General features: G+C 70.5%; 18 protein-coding genes. 13 read left to right on the forward strand and 5 right to left on the reverse strand.

The features are described from left to right. Complete coding sequence (locus IT371_25565) at positions 1-1302, reverse strand: hypothetical protein (GenBank protein ID MCC6751047.1); 1302 nt, start codon at positions 1300-1302, stop codon at positions 1-3. Between the two features lie 232 nt (positions 1303-1534). On the opposite strand from IT371_25565, the gene IT371_25570 reads away from it, so the two are divergent. Further along, positions 1535-1903, forward strand: coding sequence for a hypothetical protein (locus tag IT371_25570; GenBank protein MCC6751048.1), 369 nt, complete (start codon positions 1535-1537; stop codon positions 1901-1903). A gap of 203 nt (positions 1904-2106) precedes the next feature. On the opposite strand, the gene IT371_25575 is transcribed toward IT371_25570, so the two are convergent. After that, complete coding sequence (locus IT371_25575) at positions 2107-2640, reverse strand: hypothetical protein (protein ID MCC6751049.1); 534 nt, start codon at positions 2638-2640, stop codon at positions 2107-2109. A 269-nt stretch (positions 2641-2909) separates the two neighbouring features. Here IT371_25575 and galE point away from each other — a divergent pair, with 269 nt between their 5' ends. Continuing rightward, a complete protein-coding gene (gene galE / locus IT371_25580; protein MCC6751050.1) occupies positions 2910-3890 on the forward strand; it encodes a UDP-glucose 4-epimerase GalE in 981 nt (326 codons plus the stop codon). A gap of 27 nt (positions 3891-3917) precedes the next feature. On the opposite strand, the gene IT371_25585 is transcribed toward galE, so the two are convergent. Continuing rightward, positions 3918-5429, reverse strand: a complete 1512-nt coding sequence (locus IT371_25585; GenBank protein MCC6751051.1) for a hypothetical protein — start codon at positions 5427-5429, stop codon at positions 3918-3920. Positions 5430-5663: 234 nt separating this feature from the next. On the opposite strand from IT371_25585, the gene IT371_25590 reads away from it, so the two are divergent. The 3 genes from IT371_25590 (at position 5664) to IT371_25600 (ending at position 9592) form a co-directional block, all read left to right on the forward strand. Further along, on the forward strand, positions 5664-6347 hold the full coding sequence (locus IT371_25590) for a hypothetical protein (GenBank protein ID MCC6751052.1): 684 nt from the start codon (positions 5664-5666) through the stop codon (positions 6345-6347). A 75-nt stretch (positions 6348-6422) separates the two neighbouring features. Then, the gene (locus IT371_25595) at positions 6423-7838 is read left to right on the forward strand and encodes an MFS transporter (protein MCC6751053.1); all 1416 of its coding nucleotides are present in this window, start codon (positions 6423-6425) and stop codon (positions 7836-7838) included. A gap of 206 nt (positions 7839-8044) precedes the next feature. Next, positions 8045-9592 (forward strand): hypothetical protein, encoded by a 1548-nt coding sequence (locus IT371_25600; protein ID MCC6751054.1) that lies wholly within the window; start codon positions 8045-8047, stop codon positions 9590-9592. Positions 9593-9631: 39 nt separating this feature from the next. Here the strand turns inward: IT371_25600 and ahpF are convergent, their stop codons facing one another. Both ahpF and ahpC read right to left on the reverse strand, forming a co-directional pair. Continuing rightward, positions 9632-11197, reverse strand: coding sequence for an alkyl hydroperoxide reductase subunit F (gene ahpF, locus IT371_25605; GenBank protein ID MCC6751055.1), 1566 nt, complete (start codon positions 11195-11197; stop codon positions 9632-9634). 115 nt (positions 11198-11312) lie between these two features. Continuing rightward, a complete protein-coding gene (gene ahpC, locus IT371_25610; protein MCC6751056.1) occupies positions 11313-11876 on the reverse strand; it encodes a peroxiredoxin in 564 nt (187 codons plus the stop codon). Positions 11877-12071: 195 nt separating this feature from the next. On the opposite strand from ahpC, the gene IT371_25615 reads away from it, so the two are divergent. From IT371_25615 to IT371_25650, 8 genes are all read left to right on the forward strand, one after another. Further along, entirely contained in the window at positions 12072-13343 is a 1272-nt protein-coding gene (locus IT371_25615) for a DUF58 domain-containing protein (protein ID MCC6751057.1), read from the forward strand. Then, on the forward strand, positions 13343-15502 hold the full coding sequence (locus tag IT371_25620) for a transglutaminase family protein (protein ID MCC6751058.1): 2160 nt from the start codon (positions 13343-13345) through the stop codon (positions 15500-15502). The genes IT371_25615 and IT371_25620 overlap by 1 nt, the downstream gene beginning before the upstream one ends. Positions 15503-15516: 14 nt before the next feature. Next, positions 15517-16542, forward strand: coding sequence for an AAA family ATPase (locus IT371_25625; protein ID MCC6751059.1), 1026 nt, complete (start codon positions 15517-15519; stop codon positions 16540-16542). A 29-nt stretch (positions 16543-16571) separates the two neighbouring features. Further along, complete coding sequence (locus IT371_25630; GenBank protein MCC6751060.1) at positions 16572-18509, forward strand: hypothetical protein; 1938 nt, start codon at positions 16572-16574, stop codon at positions 18507-18509. Next, entirely contained in the window at positions 18506-20500 is a 1995-nt protein-coding gene (locus IT371_25635) for a toxin-antitoxin system YwqK family antitoxin (protein MCC6751061.1), read from the forward strand. Before IT371_25630 ends, IT371_25635 begins: the two co-directional genes overlap by 4 nt. A 539-nt stretch (positions 20501-21039) precedes the next feature. Beyond that, entirely contained in the window at positions 21040-21354 is a 315-nt protein-coding gene (locus IT371_25640; protein ID MCC6751062.1) for a hypothetical protein, read from the forward strand. After that, positions 21354-23030, forward strand: coding sequence for a hypothetical protein (locus IT371_25645; protein ID MCC6751063.1), 1677 nt, complete (start codon positions 21354-21356; stop codon positions 23028-23030). Before IT371_25640 ends, IT371_25645 begins: the two co-directional genes overlap by 1 nt. Next, positions 23027-23887 carry a hypothetical protein gene (locus IT371_25650; GenBank protein ID MCC6751064.1) on the forward strand — a complete coding sequence of 287 codons (861 nt, stop codon included), beginning with the start codon at positions 23027-23029 and terminating at the stop codon, positions 23885-23887. Before IT371_25645 ends, IT371_25650 begins: the two co-directional genes overlap by 4 nt. Positions 23888-24280: the final 393 nt, after the last annotated feature.

Consider the following 24280-nt stretch of genomic DNA (forward strand, 5'->3'; position numbering starts at 1 on the left):
CTAAAACATGGCCTGGAGCTGGGCGAGCCCCACGTCGTTATCCACGCCCGGCCCCTCGAGCTCCTGCCGCCGGATGTAGTTGAGCTGAGCCTTCAAGCGGTCGCGGCAGAGGTAGACGTTGATCCCGCCCGAGAGGAGCTGCTGCTTGCCGAAGGTCGGGAGCTGGTCGTTGTCCCGGAAGTACTCGTAGCGGAACGCGGCCTGCAGGTAGTTGCGCCAGAGGAAGGCGGTGACCTCGCCGACGAGCCCCCAGCGGGAGAACGTGCCGGAGGTGGGCGCCGCGGCGGGCTGCGCGTCGGGGATGACCTTCTCCCAGAGGAGCTCGCCGGTCACGCGGAAGAGCCAGCCGTGCAGCGCGAGGCTGCCGCTCGCCTTGTGCCGGTTCACCGCCGGTCCGTCGTCGTACATGTAGCCGCCCGAGAGCGTGACGCCGACGGGCTCCGGTTCCCAGCGCACGGTCGGGACGGCGTAGCCGAGCTGCAGGTAGCCCGCGGCGGCCGTGCCGGCCATCCGGTTCCCCGAGGTGACGCCGTCGGAGCCGTTGTAGACGCCGCCCGCGTAGCGCGCGAAGGCGTGACCCCGGGAGAGGCGGCCCGAGACGGTGATCCCCACGCGCCGATCCGGAGCGACGAGCGTGACGCCGAGCGGCCGCTCGATGATCGCCAGGCGGCCCGAGGACATCATGGCGAAGGTCGAGAAGGGGACCTTGTCCATGCCGACGGAGATGTGGGCCCAGGGGAAGCGCTCCCAGGCGATGCGCGCGTCCAGGATCTCGCTGCCGCGGTCCCCGCCGAGGGCGATCATGACCGTGTCCTTCAGGTCGACGCCCAGATAATAGGAGACGTGCCGCAGGAGCTGGCCGCCGAAGGCCAGGCGCGCGCGCCGCACGCGGAAGCCCTCCGTGTCGGCGGCGTCGTTGAGCTGCATCCCCGCCTCGTTGCCCACGTAGAAGGCCCCCTGGAGCTGCAGGAGCGCTCCGATGTGGAGCGAGAAGTTACCGCGCTGCACGAGCTCCACCTTGGTGTCCAGATCGCGCGCGACCACGCGGTCGGCGGCGGCCTCGGTCTCCTCGAGGGGCCGCGGCACGTAGGCCGACGGATCGTAGCGCTCGGGGCGCGGGGCGGCGGCCGGACCAGGGGTGGATGGTGCGGGGGGCGCGGCCGGCGTCGGGGCCGGGGCGACGGGCCGAGGTGCGGGCTGCGTCGCCGGCGCCGCCGCGGGCTGCGTCGTGGGAGCTTGGGCCCAAGAGGGCGCGCCGAGGAGCAGCGTCAGCGCGGATGCGAGCAGGGGGCGGCGAGCCATTCTCGAACCTCACAAAAAGGCTGGTGGTTGGGAGGACGCGACGGCCGGACCCTACACTGTCCGTTCCCGGGAGGTCAACGCGAGGACCGCCCCGGAAACCCGGGGTGTGACCAGCGCTCTTGACAGGGTGGCCCCGCGCGCTTGAAATGGCCCCTTCACGCGACCGCTGGAGGAATGGCCCGACCGGCCGCTCCCTCCGCGGACGCCAACCTTAGCAAGACGAGGTGTACGAATGAGGATCTTCGCGACGATCGTGGTGGCCGGAACGCTCGGGATGTTCGGCGTCGGATGCGGCAGCAACTCCTGCGAGCAATTCGCGTCGAAGATGGCGGACTGCTGGAAGTCGGCGGACTGCAGCAAGCTCTCGGGGGTCGCCGGCATGCAGTGCCAGGCCTTCAAGAACGCGCAGAACCAGGGCGGCACCGGGAGCACCGGCGGCACGGGGAGCACGTCCTGCGACGGCGCGGCGAAGACCATGGCCGACAACGCCCTCAAGAACTGCAAGTTCGACCCGGCCGCCGACATGTGCGGCGCGACGTGCGCTGCCGGCGGCAACCCCGGCACGAACCCGGGCACCGGGGACATGCCTCCGGTCGAGTAGTCCGCGCAGGTTCCCTCTCCGCACGCTTCGTACCGTCTATCTAGCTAAATCGCGCGATCGTGACTACGCAGAAGCAAGTAGTCACGCGATCAAACATGGTCGCATTGGCCAAGGTGACCAGGTCTAGTCGTCGTCGGGGACGATGATCGCCGGCCCCACTTCGCCGGCGGAGGGCGCACACGGGCGCGGGCGCCTCTCGACGCTCAGCGTCCTGGAACGTCGTCTGTACGCAGCTTCCCTCGAAGCTTCCAGCCCGTGTGCAGGAGCCAGGTTCGTGGCTCGCCGACTGTAGGCTCTCCCGAGGGCGGCACCGGCGCGACGTCCTTCCAGCCGCCTACGAGATAGCGCGCCGAGGAGCACGGATCGAGCTCGCGCCTGGGCACCCACTTGCCGCGCTGCGCGCAGTGCTTCCGTCGGTTTTGGACCACATGGGCGACGGCGTGCCGGGTCTCGCTCGGCGTGCGCAAGATGCGCTGGTGGTAGCGGTCGGCGAAGACCCGCCCGTGCCGCCCGAGGCGGTCGTTGAGTCGCCGGGCGAGGCGAATCGCCAGCCCCCTGAGCCCCTTCATCAGGACGTCGCAGTCTTTGGCCTCGGTGATGAGGTGCAGGTGGTTCTTCTGGATCGAGTAGTGCGCGAGATTGAGCCCGTGGCAGCCGAGCGCCGCCCGAAATGCGGCCTCGATCACCCGGAGCTGCGGCTTGGCACGGAGGTTCGGCAGGTCTGACACGACCTTCATCGTCACGTGCACCGGAAAACGGCTCGCGAGCCGCGGCCGCATCCGATGCGGCAGCCCGCTGCCCGGCTGTTTCTTCCGCCCCGCACCGATCCGCCCCCGCCGCACCGATCCGCCCCCGCCCCCCGCATGCGCCCACCGCCGCTCGCGCTCTTGCCCGCCTCCCGTCGCCAGGCCCGGCACCCTAGACCGACGGTCTGCGATCACACCCCGCTGGCCAGGCCGGTGGCCAGACCGATTGGCGCCGCGCCCTCCGCATGCGAAGGTGGCGCATGCGCGTGCTCGTCACCGGTGGAGCCGGCTACGTCGGCAGCGTCGTGAGCGAGGAGCTCCTCGCCGCGGGTCACGAGGTGGTCGTCTACGACGACCTGAGCCGCGGCCACCGCGCGGCGGTCCCCCGACGGGCGCAGCTCGTCGTGGCAGACCTCGCCGACCGCGCGACGCTCGAGGCCACTCTGCGTTCGGCCGGCTCCGAGGCCGTGCTGCACTTCGCGGCGCTCATCGAGGCCGGCGAGTCGATGCGTGCGCCGGAGCGCTTCTTCCGCGTGAACGTGGCGGGGAGCCTGACCCTGCTCGAGGCCATGCTGGCGACCGGCGTGGGCCAGCTCGTCTTCTCGTCCACGGCGGCGCTCTACGGCGACCCGGAGGAGCTGCCACTCCGGGAGTCCTCGCCCCTGCGCCCCACGAGCCCCTACGGCGCCTCGAAGCACATGGTCGAGGAAATGCTTTCCTGGTGGCATCGGGTCCACGGCCTGCGCTACGCGGCCCTGCGCTACTTCAACGCCGCGGGGGCCACGCCCGAGCGCGGCGAGGACCACCGCCCCGAATCGCACCTGATCCCGAACCTGCTCGAGGTCGCGCGCGGAGGACGCGCACACGCGACGGTCTTCGGCACGGACTATCCGACGGCGGACGGGACCTGCGTGCGAGATTACGTGCACGTCAGCGACCTGGCATGCGCGCACGTCGCGGCGCTCGAGGCGCTCGCGGGCGGCGACGGGCGGCTGATCTACAACCTGGGGAGCGGCACCGGCTTCACCGTGCGCCAGGTGATCGACGAGGTACGGCGCGTGACGGGGCACGCGATCCCCGTCGTGGAAGCGGCGCGGCGGCCGGGAGATCCGGCGGTCCTCGTAGCGAGCGCCGAGGCCGCGCAGCGCGAGCTCGGCTGGCGGCCGCAGCGCTCCAGCCTCGAAGCGATCGTCTCCTCCGCCTGGGCCTGGCGTCTCGCGCACCCCGACGGGTATCGCTGATCGAAGAACCTCCGACGACGAGCGCGCTCACGGCGGGAAGAGAAAGCGCCAGTTATCGAGGAGCAGAAGCCCCGCCACGAGCACGTAGCAGACGAGCGCGACGAGCGGTCCGCCCACGGGTACGCTGCCCGCGCGGCGCTGCCCCGCGAGCCGGCGCAGCGCCCAAACGGCCAGGATCGGAAAGCCCAAGAGGCTCGCGAGGTAGATCGCGGTGGCCGGCGCGGCCAGGCGAAAGCGCTCGGCGAGCACGCTCCCCAGATTGGCCAGTCGAGAGACGCGCACCACGGGCCGCAGCTCGAGGTCGAGGGGGAGCGCGCGGTCTCGCTGCAGCGCGAAGAGACCGCCCTTCCAGGGGACGAAGGTCCAGTCCCCGAGGGTGTGGGCCTCGCGGGCCACGCGTCGCGCGGGACCGCTGCCCTTCGACAGGAGCAAGACCTGCTCGCTCCCCCGGACGCGAATCGCGGCGGTCAGCAGCTCCCCCGACGGCAGGCGGGTGCGAAACGCCTCCTCGGCGCCCCCTACGGCATGCCAGCCCAGCACCGGTCGGAGCGCTCCGCTCGGCTCGACGCGCTCGACGAGCGTCCGCCGCAGCTCGCCGAGAGCGGCTGGTCCTCCGTCGGCCAGCGGCTGAAGCGTGCCGCTCGCGTCCAGCCAACTCGTGGCCCAGCGCAGCACGAGGTCGTCGTGCTGAACCGTCGACGGCAGGACGAGGCACGAGCGCGCCCAGGCCGCGGTGCAGGTCACGGCGCCCAGCCGCGTGACCTTCGCCCCGTTGGCGAGCCAGTAACCGCGCAGGTCGAAGAGCACCACCCGCGCAGGGTCACCCGGCAGAGCCCCCATCGGGGTCCAGATCGTCACGCCGGGGGGATGCGCCGCGGGGAGGCGCACGGGCTCGAGCGGGCCCGCCTGCCCGTCCGCGGCGATGCGCAGGCGCTGCCCGGCGATCGGCGCGGTCGTGGTGGCCGCGAAGAGCTCGAAGCGCCGGGCCTTCGCATCGAAGGTGAGCGTGAGGGGCTCGCTGCCGTCCCCGTGGGCTGCGCTCCAGGCCCCGGGAAGTTCGCGCAGCACCGGTGACGCGTCCCCGAGGAGGGCGAGCTTCAGCCGGGTGCCGCGACGCGCGTCACGCTGCGGGACGAGCACGAGCAGCCGTCCCTCCCCGTAGGCGTGGAGCAGGCGTCCGAAGTGATCGCCCCCCGTAGCCTCGGCGAGGAGCGGACAGGTGAGAGCCCGCCCCGTGGCGAGCTCCACGCGACAGGCCCGCAGCACCAGGTGGCCGGTGCCGCGATAGCCGAGGAGGACGAACCAGGCCGTGCGCCCCGAGGGCTCCACCACGATCTTCACCGGGCGACCTACCGGCGAGCCCGAGTACCCGAGCTCCTCGAGGGGAGTGCCGGCCGGCGGCAAGCCGACGAAGAGAGCCGCGCTCACCGCGAAGGGCGCGAAGACCGCCGCGGCCAGGAGCAGCACCACGCCGAGCGCCGCGAAGCGACGACGGCGCGCGGGGCGATCATCGTCGGGCGCTGCGGGGGGCGAGGACACGCGGGCATGATGCCAAGCTGCCCCGGACGACGCAATCCGAGGACCGGCCCGCCGGCCCACGCGTTGCCCACGGCCGATTGCACGGCTGTCGAGCCTTCCGGCTCCGCGCCTCGGGTGGCCGCGCCCCAAAGGCACGGCGAAGGGTCGACTCGCTGCGATCAGCCCACGTTACGCGAGCACCGGAAGCGGCATGCCCCTTGCCCTTCAGGACGGCCGGAAAGGAGATCCACCACCATGAGGCATCGCACTCCCCGGCTGCTTCGGATCGCACTTGCGACCCTCGTCCTCGGACTCGCCGGACCGGCCTTCGCGGGCGAGACCGAGCTCGCACGCATCAACCAGTGGCTGCAGGAGATCGGCGTGACCGGACCCGTGGGCGTGCTCCGAGAGGGCGTGGCCATCAGCGGCAAGCGCGTGAAGGAGATCGCGACCGCGAACGGCCAGAAGACGACCAGGGGCGCCCGCGGGATCCTCGAGGGCTTCGTCTCCACGGTGCAGGACTTCGCCCGCCAGGCCGACCGCGTGGACAACAGCGCCGGCTCGCTGACCTTCTACCGGGCCGGCGTGAAGATCGGCGTGATCAAGAAGGCGTTCATCTCGAGTCCCGTGGCGGCCGACTGGGCGGCGGTCAAGGCCAACGGCCGCGGCTTCGGCGTCTCCATCCTGCCGACCAACGTGGCCTCCGGAAGTCGCAGCCTCTTGGCGGTCCAGTACGCCGCGCAGGCCGGACAGAAGAACTTCGAGGAGGGGCGCCTCCACGTCGGTCGCAGCGAGACCTTCGCCCCCGACGGAACGGCGCGCGGAACGCGAGCCGGCCGCGCGTTCGTGAAGAGCAACGCCTACGGGCCAGACGGCTACTCCGTGCGCTCCATCGCCGGCGGCCGCACGCGGGTGACCCAGCCTCAGGGTTATCGGTAGGCACGGCATAGCCCCGCCTCCGGAACAGCTCGCCCGCGCTTGACCCCTCCCCGCTCCCCGTGCGCTGATGCGCGCATGCCCGAGCTCGATCTCGCAGCAGCACCCGCCACGCCCTCGATCCTGCGCCAGATCGTGCAGCCCCTGCTCGATCTGCGACGCGCCCCGCAGGTCCTCTGGGGCGTGAACTACTCCTTCCTCCTCGACGGCCTGGCCTACTTCGGCATGCTGTCGCTCCTGGCCATGTTCTACAACAAGCAGATCGGGCTCACCGACGAGCAGGCGAGCCCGATGATCGGGGCGCTCACGGGCGGGATCACGATCTCGATGTTCTTTCTCGGGGGCCTCTCGGACCGCTGGGGTGTCCGGCGCTCGGTGCTGGTGGCGCTCCTGCTCCTCGTCGTCGGGCGGGCCGTGGTGGCGCTCGCCCCGACGCTCGGGCTGGCGAAGGGGCTCTGGGGTCCCGCGCACCTGCTGGTCCTCGGCGGAAGTCTGATCATGGTCGTGGGAAACGGCTTCTATCAGCCGTCGGTCTACGCCGCGGTCAGGCGCTTCTCGCCCGCCGAGCAGGCCCCCATGGGCTACGCCATGCTCTACGCGCTCGCCAACCTGGGCGGCTGGCTCCCCACCTTCGTCTCGCCCCCGGTGCGCAAGAGCGCCGGCATCGGCGGCGTCTTCTGGGTCTACGTCGGGGTGAGCCTGGTCTCGCTCCTCGGCACGATCGCCCTGCTCACGCGGCGCGCCGAGAAACGCGCCCTCGACGCCGCGCGGCCGCCCGCTCTGGAGGGAGCCGCTACCGGCGCCCCGGTAGCGACGTCGCCAACGCCCGCGCGCGCCGCAGCTACGAGCCCCTTCGCGCGGGCCCTCGAATGGCTCAAGCAGCACCCGCTCGCCGACGCCCGCTTCTCGTTCTTCATCTTCGCGCTCATCCCCGTGCAGACCCTCTTCGCGCTCTCCTGGCTCGCCCTGCCGCAGTACGTGGAACGGGCCTACCGGGGCACCTGGGTGGGCGACAACTTCGAGGCCGCCACCAACCTGAACCCGATCCTGATCTTCGTGCTGGTGCCGATCTTCACCTCGCTCACCCAGCGCGTAAGCGTCTATCGCCTGATGGTCGTGGGTACGCTCATCATGGCCCTGCCCACCTTTCTGCTCTGCGCCGGGCCCACGCAGTGGGGGCTCTGGAGCTTCATCGTGATCAAGACCATCGGTGAAGCCCTCTGGCAGCCGCGCTTCTACCAGCTCGCGGCCGAGATCGCTCCGCCGGATCGCGTGGGGGCCTACATGGGCGTGGCGCAGTTCCCCTGGTTCCTGACCAAGGTGATCACCAGCTTCTATGCCGGTATCTTGTTAGCGCGCTACTGCCCGGAGCAGGGGCCGATGCGGACCGAGACCATGTGGGCCATCCACGGCGCCATCGCCTGCTCCTCGACGGTGCTCCTGCTCGTCGCCCGGCGGTGGCTCGCCGCGACGGTGAATCGCACCGGCGCCTGAGCCCGGCCGCGCTGCGCCGACCGGGGCGGACCTGCGAACGGTCGTTTGCGCTATTTTTCGGAGGACGGCTCCTCCATCCATCCGAGGGCGTCGCGCTTCCCTCCAGACCGCCGGAGTCTCGAGAAACGGTCCTGGCACACGCCGTGCTTTCTGGTGGCCGCATGGACCGCCTACAACCAGATCTCGCTCGCGCCCATACGTCCCGGTTGGGCTGGCCTGCCCGCCTCCGCGCAGGTCTTCTGCCGGCCGCTCTCGTCGCCCTGCTCGTCGGCCCCGCGGCCCAGGCCGCGCAGCCGGGAAAGGCGCCACCGACGGACGGCAAGACGCAGCCCCGTCGCGTGAAGCTCACCGACCGCGCCTTCTACTCGAGTCCGGAGCGCCTCGAGCAGGCCGTGCAGTGGGCCAAGCACCACCTGAACGGCCCTGGACGCCGCCATGTCTCGGCCGCCGAGAGGGTGGAGCGCGTGGCCAAGGTGGCGCAAGAGGTCCTCGAGGCCTCGGCCTCGGGCAAGCTCGAGCTGGCCCTCGAACCGGCCCAGCGCGTGCGCCTCGCCCGACAGCTCCAGCACGTGCTCGACCGCGTGGAGCTCGAGCTGCGCGGAGGCTGGGCCGCAAGCCCGAGCGCCACGAACTGGGCCGTCACGCCGCATTTCCTGGGCGACGCCCTCCGACGCATCGCCCCCGAGGATGCCGACCACCGGCTGCTTCTTCTCGAGCGGCTCGTCAGCTCGCGTCATCGGGACCGCACCATGAACTACGACCGAGTGCCCCGGCTCGTGGAAGATCTGCTCGCGCGCGTGGACGTCCCGGACGGGGCAACCGAGAAGCAGCTCCAGCACCGCGCACAGCAGATCCTCCAGAAGGCAGCGCCGATCGCGTTCTCTATGGACGTGGCCCAGGCGCTGCTCACCATACGCGCGGCGGAGAAGGGACTGCGCCCCGGGTCTATCGAGCGACGGAGTCACGCCTGGGCTTCCGAGGCGCGCAACACGCTGCGCAGCTCCGGCGACCTCGTGGCCCCCGAGGTGCGCGGCAGCGACGCGAAGCTCGTGGCGCGCGTGCAGACCGAACGCATGCGGCTCCTCACCCGCTGGCTCGACGCGGTGGTGTCGGAGGTCCAGCTCAGCAAGGCGGCGGCGAAGGGACCGCTCACGGGACTGCACCTCCGCGCGGCGGTGCGCAACCTCGACGAGGTCCTGGCCGAGCGCGTCGTGCGCGACACGGCGTGGACGCCGCAGGCGACCGCGGCGCGGCGGAAGACCCAGGCGGTGCGACGCGCCCTGCTCTCTCGCTTCACCGAGCAGTCCACGGCACAGCTCGCGGTGGCCCGGGCGAAGGCCGCACAGGGCGACGCCTTCCAGGAGCTCTGGGCCCTCGCGGAGCCCTTCGTCGGCCTCGCCTACCACGACAGCTACGCGCGGCTGCCGGCCGAGCACGAGAAGCCGTGGGTCTCGCTGCTCCGGACGAGCCTCCTCAAGCTGGTCGCGAAGCGGACCACCGATACGACGGCGCTCCTCAGGGCGGTCAAGGAGGCCACGGAGCAGGGGCGCCCGCTCGAACCCGAGCTTCGGGAGCGCGTACGGAATCTGATCAGCAACGGGGGGCTGGCCGAGAAGGGGGTCTATGACCTCAGCCGCGTCGACATCGACGTCGCAATCGCCAACGAACGCTTCACGGCGCTGGTCGAGAAGCTCCGTTCGGCCAACGAGGCCTACTGGGTCAAGGTGGAGCTGCCTCGCACGCGCGCGAAGTGAACCTGGCCACGTTGGCCGCACGGCCCTTCCGGCCGCGCCCTACCCCGCCCGCATGCGGTCCTCGAAGGCCGTCAGGGCCGCCTTAGCCCCCTCCCCCATCGCGATCACGATCTGCTTGAAGGGCACCGTCGTCACGTCGCCGGCCGCGTAGATCCCCGCCACGCTCGTGCGGCCGCGCGCGTCCACCACGATCTCGCCGTGACGGTTGGTCTCGAGGAGCTCCTTGACGAGCTGGCTGTTCGGCACGAGGCCGATCTGCACGAAGACCCCGTCGAGCGCAACCTCGCCGGCCTCGTTCGTGTGGCGGTCGCTGTAGCGGAGCGCCGTCACGCCGTCGCCGTTGCCCACCACCTCGGTGGTGCGCGCGTTCAGGATCACCGCCACGTTCGGCAGCGTCTTGAGCTTCTTCACCAGCACGGCGTCGGCCTTGAGCGCCTCGAGGAACTCGACCAGCGTGACGTGCGAGCAGATGCCGGCCAGGTCGATCGCCGCCTCGACGCCCGAGTTGCCGCCGCCGACCACCGCCACGCGCCGCCCCTTGTAGAACGGGCCGTCGCAGTGCGGGCAGAACGCGACGCCTCGGCCGAGGTGCTCCTTCTCGCCGGGAACGCCGAGCTCCCGCCAGCGGGCTCCGGTAGCCAGGATCAGCGCGTCGGCAGTGAGCACCTCGCCCCCCGCCAGGCGCACTTCCTTCCGCTCTCCGTCGAGGATCTCCAGCACCTTGCGGTGCTCGAGGAGCTCCACGGGGTAGGCGCGCAGGTGCTGCTCCAGGTCGGCGGCCAGCCGCTTGCCCTCGGTGTACTTCACGGAAACCAGGTTCTCGATGCCGAGCGTCTCGCGCACCTGGCCCCCCACCGTCTGGGTGACCATGGCGGTGCTCAGCCCCTTGCGCGCGGTGTAGATCGCCGCCGAGCAGCCGGCCGGGCCGCCGCCCACGATCACCACGTCGAAGTGCCTCGCCGCCGGGACCGCCGCGGCGCCGGCTTCCCCGACGGGGGCGGGGGCGCTGCCGAAGTGCTCCTCCAGGCGATCCAGCAGCTCGGCCAGAGAGCCGCGCCCGACGTGCAGAAGCTTGTCCCCCGCGTAGACCGTGGGCACCGCCTGGATACCGAGCCGCTCGACCTCCTCCTCGACGAGGCCGCCGTCGATCATGGTGTGCCGCAGGTCCCCGTGGAGCAGCGCCATCACGTTCAGGGCCTGCACCACGTCGGGGCAGTTCGTGCACGAGAGCGACACGTAGGTGCGAAGGTCGATCGGCCCCTTGAGCGCCTTCACCCGCCGCGCGATCCCCTCGTCGGGGAGCTTCCCCTTCCCGTCGGCGTTCAGCACCGCGAGCACGAGCGAGGTGAACTCGTGTCCGCCGGGGACGCCGCGAAAGCGCACCCCCGTCGCGGCACCGCCGCGCAGGAGATCGAACTGCACTACCGGCTGCTCGGGCCCCTGCTCGACCAGGTGGAGCTTCGGGCTGGCCGACGCGAGGCCCTCGAGCAGGCCCCGCAGCTCGGCCTGCTTGTCGTGGGCGCTCGGAAAGAGCGCGAAGGTGTACTCCGCGGCGAGCGACGAAAAGTGCGTTCGAAGCTGCTCCAGAAGCGCGTCGTCTAGCATGGGCTGCCTCCCCAGGTCGAAGTGCCGGGGAAGATAGCACGGCGAGAGGGCGCGGACGGGCGAGGCGCTTGAAGGCGAGGCGCCGGCGCCCCGCGTGGGGGCGCCGCCGACGAACCTAGATCTTGCCTACGAGATCGAGGCCCGGCTTCAGCGTGGCCGCGCCGGGGGTCCACTTGGCCGGGCAGACCTCGCCGGCGTGCGTGGCCACGAACTGCGCCGCCTGGATCTTGCGCACCAGCTCGCTCGCGTTTCGGCCGATGCTGTTGTCGTGGATTTCGGCCAGCTTGATCTTTCCCTCGGGGTCGGCCACGAAGGTTCCGCGATAAGCCAGCCCCGACTCCTCGATATACACGCCGAAGGCGCGGCTCAGGTTGCCGGTCGGGTCCGCGAGCATCGGGTACTTGATCTTCTTGATCGTCTCGGACGCGTCATGCCAGGCCTTGTGCACGAAGTGCGTGTCGGTGCTCACGCCGTAGACCTCGACGCCCATCTCCTTGAGCTGCTGGTACTTGTCGGCCAGGTCCCCGAGCTCCGTCGGGCAGACGAAGGTGAAGTCCGCCGGGTAGAAGAAGAACACCGACCACTTGCCCTTCAGGTCCGCGCGGGTGACCGTCTTGAACTCGTTGTTGTGGTAGGCCTGGACGGTGAACTCGGGGATCATGGAATTGATGATCGGCATCTTGCTCTCCCTCTCTGCTCGGTTTTCTCGCGTTCTCGTTTGCGGGAACGGACGGCTGCGGAACGGGAGCTTACCCGAGTGCCCCTCCCCGGGCCCACCCTCTTCGCTCCGGCTCCTTCGCCCGCCTCGGACCGCGGGCCCCGCACCGTCCTCCCGACCCTTGCTTACGCCAGAGAGCTAGGCCACGCTACGGCCATGCGACAGGTCATGAGCCGGGCCTGGGCGCTTCGCTACTACCTGCCCCTCACGGCGCCCGGGGCCCTGGTGGTCGCCGTCGCCCTCTGGGTCTACTTCCGCTATGCCACGGGAGAAATGGACTTTGTCCTGTATAGCGGGGCGCTGGTGGCCATGCTCCTCGTGGCCTTCGCCATGCTCATGGTCCTGCTCGTGACCCTGCTCCTCTGGCTGAAGCTCCGCCGGGGGCTGCGGCTGACCGAGGCCGGGGGAGACCTGGAGCTCGAGAGCGGCGTGACCTCCGGGACCGGCTATACCTTCCCGCGCTTCGCCCGCTGGCCGATGGTGCAGGTGAAGCTCGAATGGCTCGAGCCCTCCCCGGTGGAGGTCTGGATGGAGCGCACCCAGGGGCGAATCGAGGAGGTGGTCCGTCCCCTCGAGCGCGGGACCACCGCCGGAGTCCTCCGCCGCTTCGTGGTGACGGACATCTTCGGCCTGGCCCGCCTCGGCCTCCCCCGCCGCACGCTCCAGCGCGTACGTATCCGGCCCCCCAAGGCCCGCGTCACGGGGCACGTGATCACGCACTTCGTGGGCGGCGACGCGCTCTCGCACCCGTCCGGTCCCGTCGAGGGCGAGTACCTGGACATGCGGCGCTACGCCCCCGGGGACCCCCTGCGCCTCATACTATGGAAGGTCTACGCCCGGAGCCGCCAGCTCCTGGTACGCACCCCCGAGCGGGCCATCGCCCCGAGCCCTAGCGCCATCGCCTACCTGGTGGCCGGGCCCGGGGACGAGCCCACCGCCAGCGCCGCCCGCTACTTCATCGAGGAGGGGCTGCTCGGCTCGAGCTTTCTCTTCTCGGCCGACGGGGCGCAGGAGCCGACCGAGGACCCGGCCGAGGCGCTGGACCTGATCGTCGGCTCCATCCGCCACCGCCGCACCGGCGGGAGCGGCCTGGCCCGCTTCCTCGACCGCGTGGACGAGGGGCGCCGGCGCAGCTGCGTGCTCTTCTTGCCGCCCGCCCCCGGGCCGTGGCTTCCGCAGGTCGAGCGCGCCGCCCCCCGCATCCCGGGCGCCACCGCAATCCTGGCCGTGGACGACCAGGTGGTCGTGGCCGCCCCCGGACGCCTCGGGCGCCTGCTCTTCGCCCCGGCCGAGCGCGGACTCGAGGCGGCGCGGGAGCTGCCGAAGATGGTGCAGCGCCTCGGCCAGGCGGGCCTCAAGGTGAAGGTCCTGCATCGCCCCACCGGGGAGCTCGTACCCCTCGGCCAGCTCGAGGCCCTTTCCCGCTGATGCCGACCGCACGCGCCCTCGCCGCTCCGGCCTCTCGCGCCGAGCCACGCCACGTCACGGTGATCAAGGCGCTCCTCTACGCCTTCGCCATCGCGCTCTACCTCCACCCGCTCTCCTCGAGCGCGGGGATCCTCTCCGCGGTCCTGCTCGCCCTCGGTGGGATGCTGCTGGCCTACGCCGCGCACCGCCGGCGGTTTCGCCTCCTCGTGGCCCTCGTCGTGGCTCCGGCGGCCCTGGTCCTCGCGGGGCTCCTCGGCGACCGGCTTCTGGCCTCGGACGCGATGGCCGGCCTCCTCGGCGTGCGGGGCTCGGTCGTGGCCGCCGACGTGCTCACCTTCGGACTGGCCGCCCTCTGCGGCACCTTTCTCCTCAGGCTGCTCGCCCACCGCGCGCGCGCCTTTTCGATCCTGGAGGTGATGTTCGTGGCCGGCTCGGTCGTGGCCGCCATGGCCGCGCACCGCAATCGCATGCTCAACCGCCCGCGCTTCTTCTCCGACTGGGCCTGGACCCTCGGCGTGGACCCGAGCACGGTGCTCATGGGACTCGGCGCCGCGGCCACGCTCCTGGCTGTCTTTCTCTTCCTGCGCGACCAGCCGCTCCTGAAGCTGCTCAGCACCGTGGTGCTGCTCTGTCTGCTGGGCGTGCTCTTCTACCTCGTCGGAGAGAAGCGCATCGAGCCCGCCAAGTCCGCCGACGCGCTCGGCCTGACGGGGAAGGGCAAAGGGGACGGCAAGGGGGGGCAAGGCGGTCAAGGGGGGCGCGGCGGCAGCGGCTCGGACAACCCCTTCAAGGACAACTACGAGCAGCAGGGCCCTCCGCAGCCGGTGGCCGTGGCCATCCTGCGCGACGACTTCGAGCCCAAGGAGCCCGTGATCTATTTTCGGCAGCGAGCCCTCTCCAAGTACAACGGGCATCACCTGATCGCCGCCGAGAGCGCGGACGCGGACGTGATCACCGAGCTCCCAGGGCGAAAGGAGCGCGTGGCCGCGGCGAGCCAGACGCTGGACCACCACCTGAAGGTCCCGACCACGATGTACCTGCTCGTGGACCACCCGCAGCCGCCGGCGCTCACGCACGCGCAGAAGCTGCGCCTGGTCGAGAACCCGAACCCGCGCCAGTTCGTGGCGGCCTACGAGGTCGAGTCGCAGGTCCTCTCGGTGCCGGTGCTCAGGCTCCTCGGCCGACGGTCGGTCCCCGAGCGCTGGAGCGCCGCCGACCGCGCGCACTACACCGCGCTCCCCGACGACCCGCGCTACAAGACGCTCGCCGACATCATCGTGCGGCGCGTGGACCCGCGCTTCGCGCACGACGACCTGGCCAAGGCCTACGCCATCAAGCGCTACCTCGAGCGGGAAGGCTTCTACACCCGCAAGGTGACCCACGCCGGCGAGACCGACCCCACGGCGGACTTCCTCTTCGGGGCGCTCCGCGGCTACTGCGTGCACTTCGCCCACGCCGCGGTCTATCTCTTCCGCAGCCAGGGGATCGCGGCCCGCGTGGCGCTCGGCTACGCCGTGCAGATGGGCAAGCGGGGGGGCGGCTCCTCGCTGCTGATCATGGGGGACCGCGCGCACGCCTGGCCGGAGATCCACGTCGAGGGCGTGGGGTGGGTGACCTTCGACGTCTACCCCGAGCGCACGGACCTGCCGGCGCCGAGCCCGGTGGACTACGACCTCGAGAAGCTCCTCGGGGAGCTGGCGCGCAACGACCCGACCGGGGGCCTCTCGCCCGAGGGGAAGCCGCTCGTCATCCCGTGGGGCAAGCTCGGGCGCGGCGCGGGCCTCGGGCTGCTCGCGCTGCTCGTCCTGGCCTACGGCGTGAAAGGCTACCGGCGCCTCATCCCGGGCCTGGCCAGCGGCGAGGCCTACTACCGGACCGCCTACCGCGCGGTGCTGGACCAGCTCTCGGACCTGGGAGCGGCCCGCCGCCCCGGCGAGACGCGCGAACGCCACGCCGGCCGCCTGGCCCCGCTGAGCCCGGCGCTCTTGCCCCTGACCCACGCGCACCTCGGACGCGCGCTCGGCAGCCGCCAGGCCGCCGCGCCCCCCGAGTTCGCCTCGCTCGTCGAGAGCGTGCGGCGCGAGCTGAAAACGCACCTGCCCACCCACCGGAGGCTGCTCGCCCTCTTGAATCCGGTGGGCTGGTTCTTCACGCGGTGATCGAGGAGAGGACCATGGATGCTGCTCTGCCCGTAAGCGACGCCACCCCCGAGGCCCGGCCTCCGTCCGAGCTCGCCACCGCGCGCCAGGTGGCCGAGCGGCTGCGCGCTCGCATGCGCGATCACGTGATGGGCCGCGACGAGGTGATCGAGCTCGTCCTGGTGTCGATCCTGGCCGACGGGCACATCCTCCTCGAGGACTACCCCGGCTCGGGCAAGACCACGCTCGCCAAGGCGCTCGGCGAGTCGATCGTGGACGACCAGCCCGACGACGCCATCGCCGCCTTCCGGCGCATCCAGTTCACGCCGGACCTGCTGCCGTCGGACATCACGGGGGTCATGATCTTCGACCCCGACCACAACACCTTCCAGTTTCGCCACGGGCCGATCTTCGCCCACGTGGTGCTGGTGGACGAGATCAACCGCACCTCGCCCAAGGTGCAGGCCGCGCTCCTCGAGGCCATGGCCGAGAAGCAGGTCACGGTGGACAACGTGAGCCATCGGCTGGACGACCTCTTCTTCGTCATCGCCACGCAGAACCCGCTCGACGTGGCCGGCACCTATCCCTTGCCGCTGGCCCAGATCGACCGCTTCCTCTTCAAGGTGAAGATGAAGCACGTGGACCGCGCGGCCGAGCTCGAGGTGCTCGAGACCTGGGGGACGCCGCGCACCGCCTCGAGCCTGCCCAAGGTGCGGCGGAACGAGATCATCGCGGCGCGCACGGCGCTGCGCGCGCAGATCCACGTCGCGCGCGGGGTGAAGGAGTGCCTGGTCGACGCGGCGCGCATCCTGCGGGAGGACAAGCGGGTCCTGCAGGGGGTCTCGACCCGCGCGCTCGTGCAGGCCATCCCGGGGCTCCAGACGCTCGCGCTCTTGCGCGGTCGGGACTACGTCTCGACGGAGGACGTGGAGTACCTCCTGCCGCCGCTGCTCTCGCACCGGCTCGAGCTCGTCCCCGGGGCCGACGACCCGCGCGGGATCATCCTCACCGCCGCCGAGCGTCCGCTCGAAACGCTCTCGCGCTCCACGCTGCGCGCATGAGGAGGCGCGGAGGAGCCGCCTGGGGTCGCGTGGCCCTGCTGCTCGTGCTGAGCGCGGCGAGCGCGGCCTTCGCGCGTGACGCGCGCGCCGCCGCGGACCCGCTCGAGGGAGACGCCGCCGAGCAGGCCGTGATGAAGCTCCTGCAGAAGGAGAAGTTCATCCGCGCGCGTGAGGAAGCCGAGCGCATCCTCCGCGCCCGTCCCGATTCGCTCATCGCGCGCTTCGCCCTGGCGCAGGTCTTCCACGAGGAGGAGGCGAACCTCCCCCGCGCCCTCTATCACATGCGCAAGGCCGAGGAGCTCCTCCGCGCGCGCTACGGCGCGCTCCCCCAGGGCCCTCTCGCGCAGCGTTGGCACCGGCGCATCCTGCTCGCGCAGGAGGGTCTCCTCGGCGAGATGGACCGCCGGCACGAGCAGCTCGCCACGCTCGACCGCTACGACCGGATCTACACGCCCCGCCAGGACCACCGGCGGATCTGGCCGCTCATGAAGCTCCACCGCTTCGACGAGGCGCTGGCCATCGCGCGCAAGTCCACCCTCTCCGACGAGCTCGAGACCCGCATCTCGGGCTACAACGGGCTCCTCTCGGTCGAGTTCGAGCGCGAGCGCCCCGAGGCCTGCTTCAAGGTGGCGATGGAGGCGGTGAACGCCACCGGCTACCAGTCCTGCATCCTCTCGCTGAACACGGCCGAGGCGGCCTTCGCGGTGCTCAAGTTCGGCGAGGTGGAGCGGCTGGCCCTGAAGTCACTGCAGGCCCCGCTCAAGGACTGCCCCGCCTCGGCGCACCCGCACCTCGCGAACCTCTACCTCGCGCGCTCTGACTTCCAGCGCGCCGTCTCCGCCGTGAAGGAGGCGCGGCAGGCCGGCGTGCAACGGCGCCTCCGCCAGCAGTTCGAGATGGGGCTCACGGCCTGGCTGATGCGGCTCCTTTTCACGCTCGGACAGTTCGACAAGGCGCTCGAGCTGGCGGAGCGGGTGCTCCGGGCCCCCGACCGCGTGGGCCTCACGAGTTACTCGAGCGAGCTGATGGACCTCATCTATACGATCGATCACCACGCGGCGCTGCTCGCGAAGCTCGAGCTCCTCGAGGAGCAGGCCTCGGCGCGCCCCTTCACCGCGCGGCTGAAGCTCTGGCTCGAGCGCAGCCGCACGCAGGTGGCCGCCTGGACCGCGCGGCGCAAGGCCCTGCGCCTGCTCGGCAAGGGAGAGCTGCTCCTCGGGCTCGTGCGCCCGTATCTCAAGCCGATGGCCCCGTGGAATAGTCCCGCGCTCATCGACGTGGCCGGCGCCGGGGTGCTCGGTCGGGCGATCAAGGAGGTCCGCCAGCGGAACGCGGGCCGCCCCGCGCTCCTGCCGTACCTCGAAGCGCTCGAGGCGGAGATGCTCTACCGGGACGGGCTGCTCGAGGAGGCGCTCGCCCGCGCACCACGCCTGCTCGCCGCGCTGCCGAAGGACGAGGTGCTCCTGCGCATGCGCGTGGCCGCGTGGGCCGCCGACGCCGCCTGGCGCCGCGGCAAGGCCGGCGACGCGATCGAGCTCTTCGACCAGGTGATGTACCGCTGGCCCACCGCGCTGCGACTCCTCGGCGTGCGGCTCCCGGCGACGGTCGTGGTGACGCACGCGGGCTCCGTCACCGACCGTATCGCGCGCACGCTGGGCCGGTCGCGACGGCTGCGCTCCCTCGGGGGCGTGGCGGCGAAGAACGCCTTCACGGTGCAAATAGCCCAGCAGGGGGACAAGGTGGCCCTCTGCGTGAGCGGCCCGCGGGGGAGGCGCTACGCCTGCGGGCGCGCCGAGCTGAAGGGGCTGAAGGACGCCGACGCGCAGGTCGCGGCGGCGATCGACGCCTTCCACACGGGGGCCTTCGCGCCGATGATCGACCTCACCCAGCAGGACATCAACAGCCTCGACGGCAGCGCGGTGCGCGGCGAGGCGGACGCGGTCTTGAAGGAGATCCTCGGACCATGACCCGGCTCTGCTCCATCGGCCCGGGCGCTGCGCTGGCCCTCGTGCTGGCGATGCTCCCGCGCGGCGCGCTCGCCGCCCCCGAACCCGAGCTCGCCTCCCGCGAGGCCTGTCAGAAGCAGGGGGGCCAGTGGAGCGTCACGCGCGAGCTCGCGGGGTGCCTCATCGGGGGGCGTCGCGAAGGGCTCTGGAGCACGCTCCCCGCCTCGGGGCGACGCCTCGAGGTGACCTACAAGAAGAACGTCCTCGAGGGGCCGAGCCGCGCCTACTACCCGAACTGCATCAAGGCGCTCGAGGGGCAGTACAAGGCGGGCAAGCGCGAGGGGCTGTGGATCGAGTACCACCCGACGGGGATCAAGTCGGCCGAGGGACCCTACCGTCGCGGCAAGCACGACGGGGTCTGGATCTACTACCACGAGGAGGGGGCCAAGATCCGCGAGGGCCCCTTCGTGGACGATCAGATGCACGGCACCTTCACCGAGTGGTTCACGAACGGCCAGCGGTGGCAGCAGGTGGAGTACGTGCGGGGCGAGCGGCAAGGCGAGGCGGTGCGCCGCTGCGACAAGAAGAAGGGCTCGTGGCACCAGGACCACAAGGCGCGCACGCAGGGCTGCGAGATCGGCCAGCGCAAGGAGGGCCCCTGGGCCGGCTGGCACGAAAACGGCCAGCTCGCCTGGGAGGGGACCTACCGCGAGGACCTGCTCGATGGGATGTACCGCGAGCTGCACCCGGGGGGCGAGCTCCTGCACCAGGGGCGGTATCTGCTCGGGTTGCCGTCGGGGACGCACACCTTCCTCGGCCCGAAGAAGCAGCTCTACGGCACCTCCACGATCCTCGCCGGCACGGGCAACTGGGTGGCCTTCTATCCGAGCGGCAAGAAGAAGGAAGAAGGCCGCTACGAGGGCGGGGTGCAGGTTGGGCTCTGGACCAGCTACTACGCGAACGGCGGGGCGAAGGAGCGCATCACCTATCGCGGCGGGCGCCCCGACGGGCCGTACACGCGCCACTACGAGACCGGCGAGCTGATGGTGAAGGGGGCGCTGGCGCAGGGGCTCCGCTCCGGCCGCTGGGAGGCCTTCTACCCGACGGGGCAGCGCGTCTGGTCGGGCGTCTACCGCCTGGGCGCGCGCACCGGGCTCTGGACCGAGTGGTACTACTCCGGCGAGAAGAAGAACGAGGGCGTCTTCGACGACGACCGCAAGGACGGCGTCTGGTCGGAGTACCTGGCCGGCGGCAAGCTCTCACGGCGCGGACCGTACGCGCAGGATCGCCAGGAGGGCGAGTTCACGGAGTGGTGGGCCTCGGGGAAGTTCTGGCGCAAGGTGCGCTACCGCATGGACCGCGAGCTCGACTCCGACCGCGAGAGCTGCACGGCCGAGGGAGGCTCGCCCGTGGTGGACAAGAACCAGCGCTTCCTCGGCTGCCAGGTCTGCATCCCGAAGACCGATGGGCATATCGAGCAGAAGTCCGTCGGGAGCTGGACCTGGTGGCACGCGAGCGGGGCGCGCGAGAAGCGCGGCACCTTCAAGGACGGCAAGGAGCACGGGCGCTGGACCTTCTGGTACGACGACGGCCGCCCGATGCTCGAGGGGACCTACAGCGAGGGGAAGGAGCAGGGGCGCTGGACCGGCTACGTGCGCGGGGGGGGCAAGAGCTTCGAAGGGACCTACGAGCGGGGGCAGAAGCAGGGGCGCTGGACCACCTTTCACGCTAACGGTCGCCTGGCGAGCGAAGGCGAATACGTGAGCGGTAAAGAACACGGCCGCTGGACCTACTATCACGCTAACGGTCGCAAGAAAGACGAGGGCCGCTTCGAGGCCGGTAAGCACATAGGAGCCTGGACCGCCTGGCACGAGGGCGGGGCCAAGCGGAGCGAAGGGGCCTTCGTAGACGGCCTGCGCGAGGGCGAGTGGGTCTGGTGGCGCGAAAACGGCGCCGTATGGCGGAAGGCGACCTATCAGAAGGGGAAGGAAGCGCCGCGGGTGGAGAAGTAGCGGGGAGGGACGCGGGGGAGCGGGGGGACGCGGGGGAGCGCCGCCGTGCGGAGTCACGCAAGGTTTGCGTGATAGGCAAGCAACTCTTGCGCGATTTCTTCCTTCATAGCCAAGCCTTGACGCGCGCATGACGCCCTGCTATACGGCTATGGTCACGCTGTTCCACGCCGCATTATCCGGGGGTCCTCGAATGCCAGCTCCACGTCCACGCTCGGCGCACGCCAACAGACCAACAGACCAACAACCGTAGTCGCGTCACCAGCGTCTCCCCCAGCATCGAGCACACCGGCCGTGTCCGTCCCTGGGTGGTGACCGCGCGCTGGAGGAGACCGATCGCGCAAGCGATGGCGCCGACAGTGCTCCTCTTGTGCGGCGTGTCCTGTGGTGACGCGCCACCCGATGCGACTCGGCAGCGGAGCCAAGCTCAGACCTCCAAAGAGGTCGCCTCCTGCAGCCTCGGTGACGCGCCCGTCTCCGGCCCCACGGCCTCTGCCCCTACGATCAAAGTTCCGCCGGGCGTCGATCCCACGCACGCCCGTGTGGCGGCCTTCCATCGCCAACTGGGAGATCTGAAGAGCAAGCACGGGGCGCTCCCTCTCGATCAGTGGCCGGCGACCGACCGAGCGGCGGCCGAGAGCCTGCTCACCACGATCGATGGGCTCTCCCCCAGGGCACAGGGGCCCGTCGTGTCGCCCCCGCCCCATCGCATACACAAGAACTCGAACCCGACGCCCGAGAACGAGCAGGCCTACCTGGCCGAACTCGCCAAGCACAAGGGGGCCATGACCGACTCGGCTCGGCAAGAGCTCGGAAAGCTCAAGAAGAAGCTCTTCGCGGTCAAGGAGGTGCCGTGATGAAGACTCTCGGTTTGCTGCTTCTGTCGGCGGCCTCCGTGGCCGCGCCCTTCACCGCCACAGCGCAAGTCTCCTGGGGCCCTGCCTACTCGGTGGTCTACGATCAGACCTTCGATGATCCCGCGACGACGTACCACACGGTCGAGACCCGCGACCTTCGGCCAGCGCCGGGCGTGACCAGTCCCGACACGTATCTCTATGTGTTCCGGTGGACCGGAGCGCTGTGGGTGCTGGCCGGCTCCGATGACGACGGAGGCAGCGAGAACTACGCCTCGAAGGTCACGAACCTCTACACCGGGAACCGCTTTCGCGTGCTCGTCGTGGCGTACTCGCCCGCGCGGCGCGGAACGTGCGATGTCGTCGTGAACAACGTGCAGAAGGCCAATGACGCGACCTTCGGCGGCTGGCGCAGCACACTCGGCAGTGGATGGCAGCCAGGTTCCTGGCCCTGGACCGCCGCAGATACCCTCACCGTGGTGGGCGATTCCAGCATGGAAGCGGTGCCGCCGATCTCGGATTCTCTGCTCTACGCCTTCGGGGGTACGGGCGCCCAGCTCCACTGGGATGACGACAGCCATATCGCGCGTCAGGCGACGGTGACGATGAACGACGTGTGCGTGAATGACGCGAGCACGGAGTGCACCGTCATCGTCGCTCCCTGGTCGCTCGTGTACCCAGGGTACGCCATGCTAGTGAAGCATAGCGGTCTAGACGCCGACAGCGACGGGGATGGCGTGCCACTGCTCGTGGAGCAAGCGTTCGGCAGCTCCGACAGCAGCAAGGACAGCGATGGCGACAACATAAATGACTACTGGGAGGTCTTCGGGGTTCCCCATCCGAGCGGCATGGGCGGGGGGGACGTCGGCGTCGAGCTGCACGCCCTGGGGAGCTCGCCCGCGAAGCGCGATGTGTTCATCACCTGGGTCCATTTCGCTTCCGGGCCGAAGCTGTCGAACGACGAGAGCCAATGGAACAAGGCAGCCTTCACCGACGACGCGGCCTGGTCCGGCTACTCGATCAACACACACCTGCTATCCGGCATACCGACCACGAACAAGGGGCACCTGGGGCTCAGCTACTGCCATTTCCAGAAGCAGAACCCCAGCGACTGGACCCATGCCGACGAGCTGCGAAGCCTCTATCTGAACCCACTGCTCAAGCCGATCTCGCACTTCGTGGCCGTGGGCCAGCGGCCCGGCCAGGGGGGCAACGTCGGCATATACTACAATCCCCTATATGAATCGAGCCCCCCTGGCGATGGGTGCCTCGCCGCCACCGATGTTCATGGCGAGGCCATATACAAGGAGTTGCTCTCGGCCGTCTGGGCCACGAACGGTCCGCCCTCACGCGGCAAGACGCTCCACGAAATGGGTCACAACTTCGATCTCCACCACGGCTACGGCACCGTGAGGAAGAGCGTCATGAACAAGGACTACGTGTTCGATGGCTTCCTCGGCCCCGACGGCGTGCGACGCTGGTCCTACTCGAACGGACAGAACGGACCTCTCTGCAACCCACAGGACAGAACCTCCTGTCCGGACGAGAGCGTGGGCTGTGACTGCGACGAGTGGGAGAGGCTGAAGCACCCCGCACGCCTCTGCGGCGACAACTCCTGCCACCCCCTTGAGTTCGGCGTCTGCTGCACGGACTGTACGTCTGGCAACGGATGCCCATGAGGTTTCCATCGGTCTACCTCGCCTGCGCCGTCGCGGGCTTGACAGGTTGCAGCCAGCCGAAGCCGTCGGAGACGTCAGTGGTGGTCCCCGACCCACCCTGGTCGAGCCCCACCTGCTACGGCAAGGTCGGGCGCTTCGACCCCGAGCCTTCGGCGGGTCCGCTCCCGCGGACGTTCACCTTTCGGGACGCTGCGCTGCCGTACGTGGGGGGCATCGCAGGCTACGGCGACCGGGGCGACGAGATCACCCACCTGCGTGCGCGGGTCGTAAGCATCCGGCCCTACCCCCATGGCCCCCGGCGGCTCCTGCTCGGCGACGTGGTGCTCCGCGAGCCGTTTCGCGCGGAAGCGGATGTGGTCGGCGTTCTCAATGAGTACGCACCATGGGAGCTCGCCGACCCGAGCGACCAGACCGTCGTGCTCACCCGGTCCATCAAGGACCCCGACCCGGTGGCGGTGCCCGACGCGCCGGGCTCGCAAGGGCTGGCCCTGCGTAACCAGGACGAGCAGCTCCTCACCGCCATGATCCACGGCGCGCTCAACGAATACGGTCGCGCCGCCGTACCGGAGCTCACGATCACGGCTCTGGACGTGACCGGTCCTCGTGAACAGAAGGAATGCCGACATCAAGGCTACGGCTCCGACACCTTCGAGCCGGTGCGCCTGCGCATCGCGAGCGCCAACGACCACGTCGACCTCGCGCAGAAGCAGGGCGGGATCCTGAAGATTGGCTGCGTCGAGTACGCGGTGCAGATAGGGTACGCGCTACGCCGCGTGACCAAGCATTGCTTCGACCACACCGATCTCATCATGGTCCACGTCACCCGCCTGGCCATGCTCACCAAGGCCGAGAACTGACCCGCGACCTCCCTGCGACCGCACCCCCGCCCCGTACCGTGCGGATACAGGCCAGCCCGGATGAGGTGGCTGCCCGCATGGGTCGTCCCGTCGAGGCCGGTAAGCACGTAGGCTTCTGGAGAGAGTGGAGGGACGCGGTTTGGCGCATTCTGGTGCGCAACCTGCATGAATCGACTCCATGACCTGCTTCGGCGTCCGGCGACCACGCACCGGGGTTGTTTTCGTCCGACTACCACGCACCGGGGTTGTTTTCGCGGTCGCGCTGCTCGGCGCGTGCGGCCGGGCGGCCGTGCCGCAGACGTCCGAGACGGCGGTGGTGGCCCCCGACCCACCCTGGTCGAGCCCCGCCTGTTACGGCAAGGTTGGTCGCTTCGACCCCGAGCCTTCGCCGGG

This window comes from Deltaproteobacteria bacterium (assembly GCA_020848905.1).
Taxonomy (GTDB): Bacteria; Myxococcota_A; Polyangia.